The following is a 12,952-nucleotide window of genomic DNA, read 5'->3' on the forward strand; positions in this document are numbered from 1 at the left end:
GGCAGGGAGCCGCCACCCGATGTCCGAGCCGGAAGAGATCGACATCCACACCACCGCGGGCAAGCTCGCGGACCTGCAGCGCCGTATCGACGAGGCGACCCACGCGGGCTCCGCGCGCGCGGTGGAAAAGCAGCACGCGAAGGGCAAGTTGACCGCGCGCGAGCGCGTCGATCTCCTGCTCGACGAAGGTTCCTTCGTGGAGCTGGACGAGTTCGCCCGGCACCGTTCGACGAACTTCGGCATCGAGAAGAACCGGCCGTACGGGGACGGTGTCGTCACCGGGTACGGCACGGTCGACGGCCGCCCCGTCTGCGTGTACTCGCAGGACTTCACCATCTTCGGCGGCTCGCTCGGCGAGGTCTACGGTGAGAAAATCGTCAAGGTGATGGACTTCGCGCTGAAGACCGGCTGTCCGGTCATCGGCATCAACGACGGCGGCGGCGCCCGCATCCAGGAGGGTGTCGCGGCGCTGGGCCTCTTCGCGGAGATCTTCCGCCGCAACGTGCACGCGTCGGGTGTGATCCCGCAGATCTCGCTGATCGTCGGACCGTGCGCGGGCGGCGCGGTCTACTCCCCCGCGATCACCGACTTCACGGTCATGGTCGACCAGACCTCGCACATGTTCATCACGGGTCCCGACGTCATCAAGACGGTCACCGGCGAGGACGTCGCCTTCGAGGAGCTCGGCGGCGCACGCACCCACAACACCACCTCGGGTGTGGCGCACCACATGGCGGGCGACGAGAAGGACGCCATCGAGTACGTCAAGTCGCTGCTCTCCTACCTGCCGTCGAACAACCTCTCCGAGGCCCCGGCCTTCCCGGAGGAGGCGGACCTGGCGGTCAGCGACGAGGACCGCGAGCTGGACACGCTGATCCCGGACTCGGCGAACCAGCCGTACGACATGCACACCGCGATCGAGCACGTGCTGGACGACGGCGAGTTCCTGGAGACCCAGGCCCTGTTCGCGCCGAACATCCTCACCGGCTTCGGCCGGGTGGAGGGTTATCCGGTCGGCATCGTCGCCAACCAGCCGATGCAGTTCGCCGGCTGCCTGGACATCAACGCGAGCGAGAAGGCGGCACGTTTCGTCCGCACGTGCGACGCCTTCAACGTGCCCGTGCTGACCTTCGTCGACGTGCCGGGCTTCCTGCCCGGCGTCGACCAGGAGTACGGCGGCATCATCCGCCGCGGCGCCAAGCTGATCTACGCGTACGCGGAGGCGACCGTCCCGCTGATCACGGTGATCACCCGCAAGGCGTTCGGCGGAGCGTACGACGTCATGGGCTCCAAGCACCTGGGCGCCGACATCAACGTCGCCTGGCCGACCGCGCAGATCGCCGTCATGGGCGCACAGGGCGCCGTCAACATCCTGCACCGCCGCACGATCGCCGCCGCGGAGGATCAGGACGCGACCCGCGCCGAGCTGATGGCGGACTACGAGGACGCGCTCCTCAACCCGTACGTGGCGGCCGAGCGCGGCTACGTGGACGCGGTGATCATGCCGCACGAGACCCGGGCCCAGGTGGTCAAGGGCCTACGGCAGCTGCGGACCAAGCGGGAGTCGCTGCCCCCGAAGAAGCACGGCAACATCCCCCTCTAGAAAGGGTCCTGGCCATGATCAAGGTCGTACGGGGCAACCCGACCCCGGAGGAGCTGGCCGCCGCACTGGCGGTGGTCCAGGCCCGCGCCGCGGCGGCGTCCGCCGTGTCGTCCGGCGCACCGGAGCTGCCCGCGCAGTGGTCCGACCCGGGCCGGCTGGCCCGGCGCGGCCGCCATCTGCCGGGACCGCGCGCCTGGGCGCGTACGTACTGGCCCGGTTAGACGTGACGCGTGTGGCGGCGGTTGAGTACGCGTACTCAGGCGCCGCCGCCGTTCGCACAGCAGGATCGGATCATGTTGTGGTCCGACCCCGAGAACAAGCCGCCGAAGGAACTGCGCGACGCCCAGGACATGATGCGGCGCGCGGGCCTGGTGCTCGCGCTGGCCATGGTGGTCGCGATGTTCGTCCTGGGAACGCGCTGATCACCCGGAAAAGCCCCTCCGGCGGTTGAGGAGCGGGGGTCCGGGGGCGGCCCGCGCATCCGGCTGATTTGTACGATGGCCCGCATGACTGATCCCGCACCCCGCCGTCTCGTGCTCGCCTCGCAATCACCCGCCCGCCTCGGACTGCTGCGGCAGGCCGGGTTCGCGCCCGAGGTGATCGTCAGCGGGGTCGACGAGGACGCGCTGAGCGCCCCGACACCGAGCGAGCTCGCGCTCGTCCTGGCCAAGGCCAAGGCCGAGGTCGTGGCCGGGCTGCCGCAGACCGCGGGGGCCCTGGTCATCGGCTGCGACTCGGTGCTCGAACTGGACGGCGAGGCGCTCGGCAAGCCGGCCGACGCCGAGGAGGCCACGGCCCGCTGGAAGTCCATGCGGGGGCGCTCCGGGGTCCTGCGGACGGGGCACAGCGTGATCGACACCGCGAACGGGCGCACCGCATCCGCGACCGCGTCCACGACGGTGCGCTTCGGTGAGCCGTCGGACGCGGAGATCGCCGCCTATGTGGCCTCCGGCGAACCGCTCCATGTCGCGGGCGCCTTCACCCTCGACGGGCGCTCGGCGCCGTTCGTGGACTCCATCGACGGCGACCCGGGCAATGTCATCGGTCTTTCGCTGCCGTTGCTGCGGCGGCTGCTGGGCGAGCTGGGGATCCAGGTCACCGACCTCTGGGTCTGAGGCGGGGCCCCGCCGGTCAGGCGGGGGCCGGAGCCGCCGGCTGCTCGGGCTCGGCGACGGTGGCCGGTTCCTGGCCTGCGGAGCCGTACGCCACCAGCGTCAGCACGATCAGGCCGAGCACCACCATCATGAGCACGAACGCCGTCCAGCCCACCAGGCCGACCGTCAGGGCGCCCAGCACTCCGTGGATGACGGCGCAGCAGATGAGCACGATCCGGGCGATACGGCCGGGGGCCCGGTCACGGATGCCGGCCAGCAGGAGCAGCACGCCGCACAGCACCAGGAACAGTCCCGAGACGCCGCCCAGCACCCAGGTCCCCTTGGACATGACGCCGGGATCCGTGCCCGCCAGGGACATGTCCTGGTTCTTCACGACCGTTCCCAGGACCATGTTGATGATCACGATGCCCACGGCTTCCGCGAACAGCACGAGCGCGGCTATGAAAGCCACCGGCCTGCGCACCACGGTGCCCACCCCCTGTTACCTGCAGTACGTGCGATAGCGCGGACCCTACTAACGGGTAACGCTCCGGACAAGGGGTTCGGCGACCCCTTCGTGCGCCCGCACGCGCCTGGTTCGCGCCGCCCTTGTGTGCGCTCTCGTGCGTCGGGCAAAGAATCGCGCGTCGCTTAGTAGGGATCCCACAAAGAAACACGGGGAGTCGCTGCCCGTACCGACAGAGACCTGGGCCACACCTCGTGGCTACTGTGCGGTCATGGATCCCGGCGTACCGTGGTGCCACAAGGGATTTCGCGACTCGAGCAAGCCTCGAATCACACTCCGTGTGGGCAAGCTCACCATTGGGGACGGGTCGTAGGACCGTGTCGGTTGTCCCTAAACTCAGCTTGTTTCAAGGAGGGAGCCATCGTGCGCAAGGTGCTCATCGCCAACCGTGGCGAAATTGCTGTCCGTGTTGCTCGGGCCTGCCGGGACGCGGGAATCGGGAGCGTGGCCGTCTACGCAGACCCGGACCGCGACGCTCTGCATGTGCGTGCGGCCGACGAGGCATTCGCTCTGGGCGGTGACACCCCGGCCGCCAGCTACCTGGACATGGCCAAGGTGCTCCAGGCGGCCAAGGACTCCGGGGCGGACGCGATCCACCCGGGTTACGGCTTCCTGTCGGAGAACGCCGAGTTCGCCCAGGCCGTGCTCGACGCCGGTCTCACGTGGATCGGCCCGCCGCCCCAGGCGATCCGGGACCTCGGCGACAAGGTCGCCGCCCGTCACATCGCCCAGCGCGCCGGCGCGCCGCTCGTCGCGGGCACCCCCGACCCGGTCGAGGGTTCCGCCGAGGTCGTCGCCTTCGCGAAGGAGCACGGGCTGCCGATCGCGATCAAGGCCGCGTTCGGCGGTGGCGGGCGCGGGCTGAAGGTCGCGCGCACGCTGGAGGAGATCCCGGAGCTGTACGACTCCGCGGTCCGTGAGGCCGTCGCCGCGTTCGGGCGCGGGGAGTGCTTCGTGGAGCGCTACCTCGACAAGCCGCGGCACGTGGAGACCCAGTGCCTGGCCGACTCCCACGGCAACGTGGTCGTCGTCTCCACCCGTGACTGCTCGCTCCAGCGCCGTCACCAGAAGCTGGTCGAGGAGGCCCCGGCCCCCTTCCTCTCCGAGGCGCAGAACGCGGAGCTGTACGCGGCGTCCAAGGCGATCCTGAAGGAGGCCGGCTACGTCGGCGCCGGCACGGTCGAGTTCCTGGTCGGCACGGACGGCACGATCTCCTTCCTGGAGGTCAACACCCGCCTCCAGGTGGAGCACCCGGTCACCGAGGAGGTCACCGGCCTCGACCTCGTACGCGAGATGTTCCGCATCGCCGACGGCGAGGAACTCGGTTACGACGACCCGGCGGTTCGCGGTCACTCCTTCGAGTTCCGCATCAACGGCGAGGACCCGGGCCGTGGCTTCCTGCCCGCCCCCGGCACCGTCACCGTGTTCGCCCCGCCGACCGGCCCCGGCGTCCGCCTCGACGCGGGCGTCGAGTCCGGCAGCGTGATCGGCCCGGCCTGGGACTCCCTGCTCGCCAAGCTGGTCGTGACCGGCGCCACGCGTGAGCAGGCGCTCCAGCGCGCGGCCCGTGCGCTGGCCGAGTTCAACGTCGAGGGCATGGCCACCGCCATCCCCTTCCACCGCGCGGTCGTCGTCGACCCCGCGTTCACCTCCGACCCGTTCCGCATCCACACCCGCTGGATCGAGACGGAGTTCGTCAACGAGATCAAGCCGTTCGCCGCTCCGGCCGAGGCCGAGGCGGACGAGGACGCCGGCCGGGAGACGGTCGTCGTCGAGGTCGGCGGCAAGCGCCTGGAGGTCTCGCTGCCCTCGTCGCTGGGCATGAGCCTGGCCCGTACGGGACTCGCGGCGGGCGCCAAGCCCAAGCGCCGCGCGGCCAAGAAGGCCGGCTCCGCGGCCTCCGGCGACACCCTCGCCTCCCCGATGCAGGGCACGATCGTGAAGATCGCGGTGGAAGAGGGCCAGGAGGTCAAGGAGGGCGATCTGATCGTCGTCCTGGAAGCCATGAAGATGGAGCAGCCGCTCAACGCGCACCGCGCCGGCACCATCAAGAGCCTGGCCGCCGAGGTCGGCAGCTCGGTCTCCTCCGGCGCCGTCATCTGCGAGATCAAGGACTGATCCTCGCGACACCTGTTCCACCGACGCCCCGCTCATGTCATAGGACGTGACCGGGGCGCCGGTCATTGCGGGGCACGGGCCGGCTCGTTCAGCGTTATGGAGGGCACCTCCGGTTACCCGGTGGCATCCTGGACCCCGGGGCGGACACAGGGAGGACTGCGCAATGGCGATCAGTACGGCACGGACACCGGTCCGCACGCCGGACCGGCCCATGCGCGCCGACGCGCGCCGCAATTACGACCGGCTGCTGACCGAGGCCCGTCACTCCTTCGCCGAGCACGGTACCGACGCGTCCCTGGAGGATGTCGCGCGACGGGCGGGCGTGGGCATCGGCACCCTGTACCGGCACTTCCCGACCCGGCACGCGCTGATGAGCGCGGTCTTCCAGGAGGCCGTGGCCGCCCTGATCGCCCGCTCCCGCGAACTGGCCGGGGCGGAGCAGCCGTGCACCGGCCTGGTGGAGTGGCTGGGCGCGCTCATCACTCATGCGGGTGAGTACCGGGGGCTGGCCCAGGCACTCATGTCGACGTGCCGGGACGAGACCTCGGCCCTGTCACCGTGCAATGTGCCGTTGCGCGAGGCGGGTTCGGTGCTGCTGGCCCGGGCGCAGTCGAGCGGGGCGGTACGGGCCGAGGTGTCCATCGACGACCTGATGCAGCTGACGAACGCGATCGCACTGGCCGCCGAGCAGTCACCGGACGATCCGGAACTGGCGGAGCGGTTGCTGACGCTGACGCTGCGGGGGCTGAGCCGTTCCGGCTCCTCCGAGCCTCCCGGCCCCTCGGCGCCGTCCAGCTCCTCCGAGCCTTCCAGCCCCTCGGCCCTCTCCGGCGCTTAAGGAGCGGGGGTCCGGGGCAAATCAAGCCCCTCCGGCGTTTGAGGAGCGGGGGTCCGGGGCGGAGCCCCCGAAACCCGCTACCGGCGGCGCAGGTCCGCCACCCGCGCCCGGTCCCCCTGACCCCCCTGGTCGGCCAGCACCGCAGCCCCCCGCACCTGCTGCGCATGCGTACGACGCTGCCCCGGCAGGGGCATGTCGCGCCGGGCGCCCCGGCCCGGCGGCGCGGTGTCGGCCGAGGCAGGCACACCTCCGGCGCCCGCCACCGCGATCTGCACGCCCTGGTCCGCCAGGGCCTGCAGCTCCGCGGCTGCCCGGTCGTCGTGCGCGGCCGGTTCGTCCGTCACCAGACGGGTGATGAGATCCGTCGGCACGGTCTGGAACATGGTGTCGGAGCCGAGCTTGGTGTGGTCGGCGAGGACCACCACCTCCCCCGCGGCCTGCACCAGCGCCCGGTCCACGCTCGCGGAGAGCATGTTGGACGTGGAGAGTCCGCGTTCGGCGGTGAGGCCGCTTCCGGACAGGAAGGCACGCGAGACCCGCAGCCCCTGGAGCGACTGCTCGGCCCCACTGCCCACCAGGGCGTAGTTGGAACCGCGCAGGGTGCCCCCGGTCATCACCACTTCCACCCGGTTGGCATGGGCCAACGCCTGGGCGACCAGCAGCGAGTTGGTGACCACGGTCAGTCCGGGGACCCGCGCGAGCCGGCGGGCCAGCTCCTGCGTGGTCGTACCGGCGCCGACCACAATGGCCTCGCCCTCTTCGACGAGACCGGCGGCCAGGTCGGCGATGGCGGTTTTCTCCGCGGTGGCGAGATGGGATTTCTGCGGAAAGCCGGACTCCCGCGTAAAACCGCCCGGCAAAACCGCACCGCCGTGCCGGCGGTCGAGGAGTCCTTCTGCCTCCAGTGCCCGCACGTCCCGCCGTACGGTCACTTCGGAGGTCTGGACGACGCGGGCGAGCTCACGGAGCGATACCGCCCCGTTGGCACGCACCATTTCGAGGATCAACTGACGACGTTCTGCAGCGAACACAAAACTGACAGTAACGTGACCGCCCGAGCGTTTTCAGGTGTTTGCGTCGAATAGCAGAAGTTGTACACACAAGGGGCCGCCAAGTGGTATAGGCGGCCCCGTTGTTGGTCCGTACTGATCGAGCGGCGGTCGCCTGACCGCCTGAGTTGCCGGGGGTTGCCGGGGAATGCCGGGTTCCCGAGGCTCCTCCGGGGCGGCTACCCCTCGCCCGCCTGCTTCCGGGTGTGCAACTGACGGGCCACTTCCGCGATCGATCCCGACAGGGACGGATACACAGTGAAGGCGTTTGCGATCTGTTCCACGGTCAGATTGTTGTCGACCGCGATCGAGATGGGGTGAATCAGCTCGCTCGCCTTCGGTGCGACGACACAGCCGCCGACCACGATGCCGGTGCCGGGCCGACAGAAGATCTTGACGAAGCCGTCCCGGATGCCCTGCATCTTCGCGCGCGGGTTGCGCAGCAGCGGGAGCTTGACGACCCGGGCGTCGATCTTGCCGGCGTCGACGTCGGCCTGGCTGTAGCCGACCGTGGCGATCTCGGGGTCGGTGAAGACGTTCGACGAGACCGTCTTCAGGTTCAGCGGGGCCACCGCGTCACCGAGGAAGTGGTACATCGCGATCCGGCCCTGCATGGCCGCGACGGAGGCGAGGGCGAAGATCCCGGTGACGTCACCGGCCGCGTAGACGCCGGGCGCACTGGTGCGGGAGACCTTGTCGGTCCAGATGTGACCCGAGTCCTTGAGCCGGACCCCGGCCTCCTCCAGGCCCATGCCCGCGCTGTTCGGGATCGCGCCGACCGCCATCAGGCAGTGCGAGCCGGTGATGACCCGGCCGTCGGCGAGGGTCACCTCGACCCGGTCGCCGACCCGCTTGGCGGACTGGGCGCGGGAGCGGGCCATCACGTTCATGCCGCGGCGCCGGAAGACGTCCTCCAGGACGGCCGCCGCGTCCGGGTCCTCGCCCGGCAGCACCCGGTCCCGGGACGAGACGAGGGTGACGCGCGAGCCGAGGGCCTGGTAGGCGCCGGCGAACTCGGCGCCGGTGACACCCGAGCCGACCACGATGAGCTCCTCGGGGAGCTCGTCGAGGTCGTAGACCTGGGTCCAGTTCAGGATCCGCTCGCCGTCGGGGAGCGCGTCCGGGATCTCCCGGGGGTGACCGCCGGTGGCGATCAGCACGGCGTCGGCAGTGAGCGTCTCCTCCGTGCCGTCGGCCGCGGTGACGACGACCTGACGCGAGCCGTCGGCGGCCTGGAGGCCCTCCAGCCGGCCACGTCCGCGCATCACCCTGGCTCCCGCCCGGGTGACGGATGCGGTGATGTCATGGGACTGGGCGAGCGCCAGGCGCTTCACCCGTCGGTTGACCTTGCCCAGGTCCACGCCGACCACGCGCGCCGCCTGCTCCATGTGCGGCGTGTCGTCCGCGACGATGATGCCGAGCTCCTCGTACGAGGAGTCGAAGGTGGTCATCACCTCTGCCGTCGCGATCAGGGTCTTCGAGGGCACGCAGTCGGTGAGCACGGACGCGCCGCCGAGGCCGTCGCAGTCGACGACGGTCACCTCCGCGCCGAGCTGGGCGCCCACCAATGCCGCCTCGTACCCGCCGGGTCCGCCGCCGATGATCACGATCCGGGTCACGAAAAGTCCGCCTCGCGTTTCTCGTCCCTCGGCCGTCTGCTGTCCCGGCCGGGGGTCCGGGGGGCCGCCCCGGGGGAATGCAGTACGTACTTCATTGTCCCGCACGCGCCAAGGTGCTTCGCCCCGGGGCCCTCCATACGTGCGCCGGGGCGCCCCGGACAGGGTTGTTCCTCTCAGGAATCGACGCTCCCGGTGTCACCTCCCGTACCCTCGATCCCATGTCGCTCTACGCCGCGTACGCCGGCAACCTCGACGCGCGGCTGATGACGCGCCGCGCACCCCACTCCCCGCTGCGCGGCACCGGCTGGCTGAACGGCTGGCGGCTGACGTTCGGCGGCGAGCAGATGGGCTGGGAGGGCGCGCTGGCCACGGTGGTCGAGGCGCCGCGCTCCCAGGTCTTCGTGGCGCTGTACGACCTGGCGCCGATGGACGAGGACTCCATGGACCGCTGGGAGGGCGTCGGCCTGGACATCTACCGCCGCATGCGGGTCCGGGTGCACACCCTGGACGGCGAGGAGCCGGCCTGGATGTATGTACTGAACGGGTACGAGGGCGGGCTGCCGTCCGCCCGCTACCTGGGCGAGATCGCCGACGCCGCCGACTCCGCGGGCGCGCCGCACGATTATGTGATGGAACTCCGCAAGCGCCCCTGCTGAGCTCCACGGGGCCGCCCTGATCTGCTCTTTCACCTGATCACGGCGCGCTGACTGTGGGAACACACGAACGAACACGGTGAGACTCTGTACAGGAGCATCTACGCGCGTAGGGCTTCAGCGGTTACGCTCATCCGCGTGAACGCATCAGTTATTCCGGACCACATCCAGGGCGACCCGCACGCCGCCGCCGCCGACGCCGCCGCCCGCCTGCGCGAGCTGACCGGCGCCGAGACCCACGACGTCGCCCTCGTGATGGGCTCCGGCTGGGCGCCGGCCGGCGATGCGCTCGGCACACCGGAGGCCGAGTTCCCGGTGACGGACCTGCCCGGATTCCCGGCCCCGGCCGTCGAGGGCCACGGCGGCACGATCCGCTCGTACCGCATCGGCGAGAAGCGCGCCCTGGTCTTCCTCGGCCGTACGCACTACTACGAGGGCCGTGGCGTCGCCGCCGTGGCGCACGGGGTGCGTACCGCCGTCGCCGCGGGCTGCAGGACCGTCGTGCTGACGAACGGCTGCGGCGGACTGCGCGAGGGCATGCGCCCCGGACAGCCGGTCCTGATCAGCGACCACATCAACCTCACGGCGGCGTCGCCGATCATCGGCGCCAACTTCGTCGACCTGACCGACCTGTACTCCCCGCGGCTGCGGGCGCTGTGCAAGGAGATCGACGAGACCCTCGAAGAGGGCGTGTACGTGCAGTTCCCCGGCCCGCACTACGAGACCCCGGCCGAGATCAACATGGTCCGCGTGATGGGCGGCGACCTCGTCGGCATGTCCACCGTGCTGGAGGCCATCGCGGCCCGCGAGGCGGGTGCGGAGGTGCTGGGCATCTCCCTGGTGACGAACCTGGCGGCGGGCCTGAGCGGGGAGCCGCTGAACCACGAAGAGGTGCTGCAGGCGGGGCGCGACTCGGCGACTCAGATGGGCTCGCTGCTGGCGAGGGTCCTGGACCGGATCTGACCGCGCGGCGGCGCCTTTCGGGGCGCTGCCCCCGTACCCCCGCTCCTCGATCTCCCCCGGACTCCGTCCGGGGGACCCCCAGGGGCTTGAGAAATCCAGCCCCGCCGGCGTTTGAGGCGCGGGGGCCCTGGGGCGGAGCCCCCGGTTACGGGAAGGGGCGGGCAGGGGACAAGGCCCGCCGCAGGCGCCCACCCGCAACAACCCCACACAGACCGCGAGGAAGGCGGACACCGTGACGACGCAGGACCTCATCGCCCGAGCCAGGACCTGGCTCGCCGAGGACCCCGACCCCGAGACCCGCGACGAGCTCGCGAAGCTCATCGACGCCGAGGACCTCGACGAGCTCGGCGCACGGTTCGCCGGCACGCTCCAGTTCGGCACCGCCGGACTCCGCGGTGAGATCGGTGCCGGGCCCATGCGGATGAACCGCGCCGTCGTCATCCGCGCCGCTGCCGGGCTCGCCGCGTACCTGAAGGACCGGGGGCAGGAGGGCGGCCTCGTCGTCATCGGCTACGACGCCCGCTACAAGTCCACCGACTTCGCCCGGGACACCGCAGCCGTGATGACCGGCGCCGGACTGCGGGCCGCGGTACTCCCCCGCCCGCTCCCCACCCCCGTACTGGCCTACGCCATAAGGCATCTGGGTGCCGTCGCCGGCGTCGAGGTCACCGCCAGCCACAACCCGCCGCGCGACAACGGCTACAAGGTCTACCTCGGCGACGGCTCGCAGATCGTGCCGCCGGCCGACGGCGAGATCGCCGCCGCGATCGCCGCGGTCGGCCCGCTGGACACCGTGCCCCGCCCCGACAGCGGCTGGGAGACCCTCGGTGACGAGGTCCTGGGCGCCTATCTGGCGCGTACGGACACCGTGCTGGCCGCGGGCTCGCCCCGTACCGCCCGGGTCGTCTACACGGCCATGCACGGCGTCGGCACCTCCGTGCTCACCGCCGCCTTCGACCGCGCCGGCTTCCCCGCCCCGGTCCTCGTCGCCGAACAGGCCGAGCCCGACCCCGCGTTCCCCACCGTGGCCTTCCCCAACCCGGAAGAGCCCGGCGCGATGGACCTCGCCTTCGCCACCGCGCGCCGCTCGGACCCCGACATCATCATCGCCAACGACCCGGACGCGGACCGCTGCGCCGTCGCCGTCCCGGACCCGGCGGCGGACGGCGGCTGGCGGATGCTGAGCGGCGACGAGGTCGGCGCACTGCTCGCCGCCCACCTCGTCCGCCGCGGTGTCACCGGTGTGTTCGCCGAGTCGATCGTGTCCTCGTCCCTCCTCGGCCGGATCGCCGAGAAGGCGGGCCTCGGCTACGAGGAGACGCTGACCGGCTTCAAGTGGATCGCCCGCGTGGACGGTCTGCGGTACGGATACGAGGAGGCGCTCGGCTACTGCGTCGACCCGGACGGCGTCCGCGACAAGGACGGCATCACCGCCGCGCTCCTGGTCGCCGAACTCGCCTCCGTACTCAAGGAACACGGCCGCACGCTGCTCGACCTGCTGGACGATCTGGCGGTCGAGCACGGGCTGCACGCCACCGACCAGCTGTCGGTCCGGGTCGAGGACCTGTCCGTCATCGCGGACGCCATGCGGCGCCTGCGCGAGCAGCCGCCGACCGCACTCGCGGGCCTGGCCGTCACCTCGGCCGAGGACCTTGTCCACGGTACGGAGCTGCTGCCTCCCACCGACGGACTGCGCTACCACCTGGAGGGCGCCCGGGTGATCGTCCGCCCGAGCGGCACCGAGCCGAAGCTCAAGTGCTACCTGGAGGTCGTGGTGCCGGTCGGATCGGCCGACGGACTGCCCGCGGCCCGCGCGAAGGGCGCGGAACTGCTGGCCGGCATCAAGCGGGACCTGGCGGCCGCGGCCGGAATCTGACCCGGCGGAATCATCCGGCACCAGCCGCTCCGCTTGGGGGCGGTGACATTCGCCTGAGGTGAAAAGGTGGCCCCGTCCGTACCGGTGGAGGAGTCACCCGAAGCGGCCGTTCACATAGTCGGCGGTCCGGCTGTCCTGTGGGCGGTGGAACATGTCGTCGGTCGGTCCGTGTTCGACGATGACGCCGGGGGTGCCCTGTTCGGCCAGGAAGAACGCGCAGTGGTCGGAAACCCGCGCCGCCTGCTGCATGTTGTGCGTGACGATGACGATGGTCCCGCCTACTTGAGATCCGCGAGGGGTGTGTGCTGCACCCCGCCCGTCAACTCCACGGCACGCGCGCACACTTCGTCGAAGGCGGCCGGACACTCCCCGTACTCCGCGTGGGAACCGGCGGACACCGCGACCACGCGACCGTTCTGCGCGATCATCCGCCACTCGTACCCGCCGTCCGCCCCGACATCGACCCGGCACCGCGCCCCACCGGCCCCGGATCTCCCTCCGCCATCGGTTCCGCCGGAACTCGCCATCACGCCCCACCCCCCGCCGCCCGATCGGATGCCGGGCGGCAGGCGCAATGTATGGAGACAGAAGTGACCGGCGGGACCGAAAGAAG

The 12,952-nt window shown here is 71.0% G+C and carries 13 protein-coding genes and 1 pseudogene; 9 read left to right on the forward strand and 5 right to left on the reverse strand.

Annotated elements, in window-relative coordinates:
- The first annotated feature begins 19 nt into the window (after positions 1 to 19).
- From OG912_RS10915 to OG912_RS10930, 4 genes are all read left to right on the forward strand, one after another.
- Positions 20 to 1,603, forward strand: coding sequence for an acyl-CoA carboxylase subunit beta (locus OG912_RS10915; protein WP_326738337.1), 1,584 nt, complete (start codon positions 20 to 22; stop codon positions 1,601 to 1,603).
- A gap of 14 nt (positions 1,604 to 1,617) precedes the next feature.
- Positions 1,618 to 1,824 (forward strand): acyl-CoA carboxylase epsilon subunit, encoded by a 207-nt coding sequence (locus OG912_RS10920; RefSeq protein WP_250968010.1) that lies wholly within the window; start codon positions 1,618 to 1,620, stop codon positions 1,822 to 1,824.
- 72 nt (positions 1,825 to 1,896) lie between these two features.
- Positions 1,897 to 2,025 (forward strand): morphogenic membrane protein MmpB, encoded by a 129-nt coding sequence (gene mmpB / locus OG912_RS10925; RefSeq protein ID WP_093900106.1) that lies wholly within the window; start codon positions 1,897 to 1,899, stop codon positions 2,023 to 2,025.
- A gap of 75 nt (positions 2,026 to 2,100) precedes the next feature.
- Positions 2,101 to 2,718, forward strand: coding sequence for a Maf family protein (locus OG912_RS10930; protein WP_327709188.1), 618 nt, complete (start codon positions 2,101 to 2,103; stop codon positions 2,716 to 2,718).
- Between the two features lie 16 nt (positions 2,719 to 2,734).
- Here the strand turns inward: OG912_RS10930 and OG912_RS10935 are convergent, their stop codons facing one another.
- Positions 2,735 to 3,193: a hypothetical protein gene (locus OG912_RS10935; protein ID WP_326738335.1), complete on the reverse strand. Its 459-nt coding sequence runs from the start codon at positions 3,191 to 3,193 to the stop codon at positions 2,735 to 2,737.
- Positions 3,194 to 3,586: 393 nt separating this feature from the next.
- Between OG912_RS10935 and OG912_RS10940 the strand changes: the two genes are divergently transcribed.
- Both OG912_RS10940 and OG912_RS10945 read left to right on the forward strand, forming a co-directional pair.
- Positions 3,587 to 5,341: an acetyl/propionyl/methylcrotonyl-CoA carboxylase subunit alpha gene (locus OG912_RS10940; protein WP_327709189.1), complete on the forward strand. Its 1,755-nt coding sequence runs from the start codon at positions 3,587 to 3,589 to the stop codon at positions 5,339 to 5,341.
- A 211-nt stretch (positions 5,342 to 5,552) separates the two neighbouring features.
- A complete protein-coding gene (locus OG912_RS10945; RefSeq protein WP_443061083.1) occupies positions 5,553 to 6,179 on the forward strand; it encodes a TetR/AcrR family transcriptional regulator in 627 nt (208 codons plus the stop codon).
- Positions 6,180 to 6,256: 77 nt separating this feature from the next.
- Here OG912_RS10945 and OG912_RS10950 read toward each other — a convergent pair whose 3' ends face one another.
- Both OG912_RS10950 and OG912_RS10955 read right to left on the reverse strand, forming a co-directional pair.
- Entirely contained in the window at positions 6,257 to 7,210 is a 954-nt protein-coding gene (locus tag OG912_RS10950; RefSeq protein ID WP_326738332.1) for a DeoR/GlpR family DNA-binding transcription regulator, read from the reverse strand.
- A 197-nt stretch (positions 7,211 to 7,407) separates the two neighbouring features.
- Positions 7,408 to 8,847, reverse strand: a complete 1,440-nt coding sequence (locus tag OG912_RS10955; protein WP_327709191.1) for an NAD(P)H-quinone dehydrogenase — start codon at positions 8,845 to 8,847, stop codon at positions 7,408 to 7,410.
- A 218-nt stretch (positions 8,848 to 9,065) separates the two neighbouring features.
- On the opposite strand from OG912_RS10955, the gene OG912_RS10960 reads away from it, so the two are divergent.
- From OG912_RS10960 to OG912_RS10970, 3 genes are all read left to right on the forward strand, one after another.
- Positions 9,066 to 9,503, forward strand: a complete 438-nt coding sequence (locus OG912_RS10960) for a gamma-glutamylcyclotransferase (RefSeq protein ID WP_024490113.1) — start codon at positions 9,066 to 9,068, stop codon at positions 9,501 to 9,503.
- Positions 9,504 to 9,638: 135 nt separating this feature from the next.
- The gene (locus OG912_RS10965; protein ID WP_327709192.1) at positions 9,639 to 10,463 is read left to right on the forward strand and encodes a purine-nucleoside phosphorylase; all 825 of its coding nucleotides are present in this window, start codon (positions 9,639 to 9,641) and stop codon (positions 10,461 to 10,463) included.
- A 232-nt stretch (positions 10,464 to 10,695) separates the two neighbouring features.
- Positions 10,696 to 12,339: a phospho-sugar mutase gene (locus OG912_RS10970; RefSeq protein WP_327709193.1), complete on the forward strand. Its 1,644-nt coding sequence runs from the start codon at positions 10,696 to 10,698 to the stop codon at positions 12,337 to 12,339.
- A 93-nt stretch (positions 12,340 to 12,432) separates the two neighbouring features.
- Here OG912_RS10970 and OG912_RS10975 read toward each other — a convergent pair.
- Both OG912_RS10975 and OG912_RS10980 read right to left on the reverse strand, forming a co-directional pair.
- Positions 12,433 to 12,612 (reverse strand): annotated as a pseudogene (locus tag OG912_RS10975) (phosphate ABC transporter ATP-binding protein); the annotation flags it as partial.
- Between the two features lie 5 nt (positions 12,613 to 12,617).
- The gene (locus OG912_RS10980) at positions 12,618 to 12,767 is read right to left on the reverse strand and encodes a hypothetical protein (protein WP_327713654.1); all 150 of its coding nucleotides are present in this window, start codon (positions 12,765 to 12,767) and stop codon (positions 12,618 to 12,620) included.
- Positions 12,768 to 12,952 lie beyond the last annotated feature (185 nt).

The sequence above is a fragment of the Streptomyces sp. NBC_00464 genome (genome assembly GCF_036013915.1).
Lineage (GTDB): Bacteria > Actinomycetota > Actinomycetes > Streptomycetales > Streptomycetaceae > Streptomyces.

Coding starts and splice junctions, on each gene's coding strand:
- OG912_RS10915 (WP_326738337.1), top strand. CDS start 20: ATGTCCGAGCCGGAAGAGATCGACATCCACACCACCGCGGGCAAGCTC.
- OG912_RS10920 (WP_250968010.1), top strand. CDS start 1,618: ATGATCAAGGTCGTACGGGGCAACCCGACCCCGGAGGAGCTGGCCGCC.
- mmpB (WP_093900106.1), top strand. CDS start 1,897: ATGTTGTGGTCCGACCCCGAGAACAAGCCGCCGAAGGAACTGCGCGAC.
- OG912_RS10930 (WP_327709188.1), top strand. CDS start 2,101: ATGGCCCGCATGACTGATCCCGCACCCCGCCGTCTCGTGCTCGCCTCG.
- OG912_RS10945 (WP_443061083.1), top strand. CDS start 5,553: ATGCGCGCCGACGCGCGCCGCAATTACGACCGGCTGCTGACCGAGGCC.
- OG912_RS10960 (WP_024490113.1), top strand. CDS start 9,066: ATGTCGCTCTACGCCGCGTACGCCGGCAACCTCGACGCGCGGCTGATG.
- OG912_RS10980 (WP_327713654.1), bottom strand. CDS start 12,767: ATGATCGCGCAGAACGGTCGCGTGGTCGCGGTGTCCGCCGGTTCCCAC.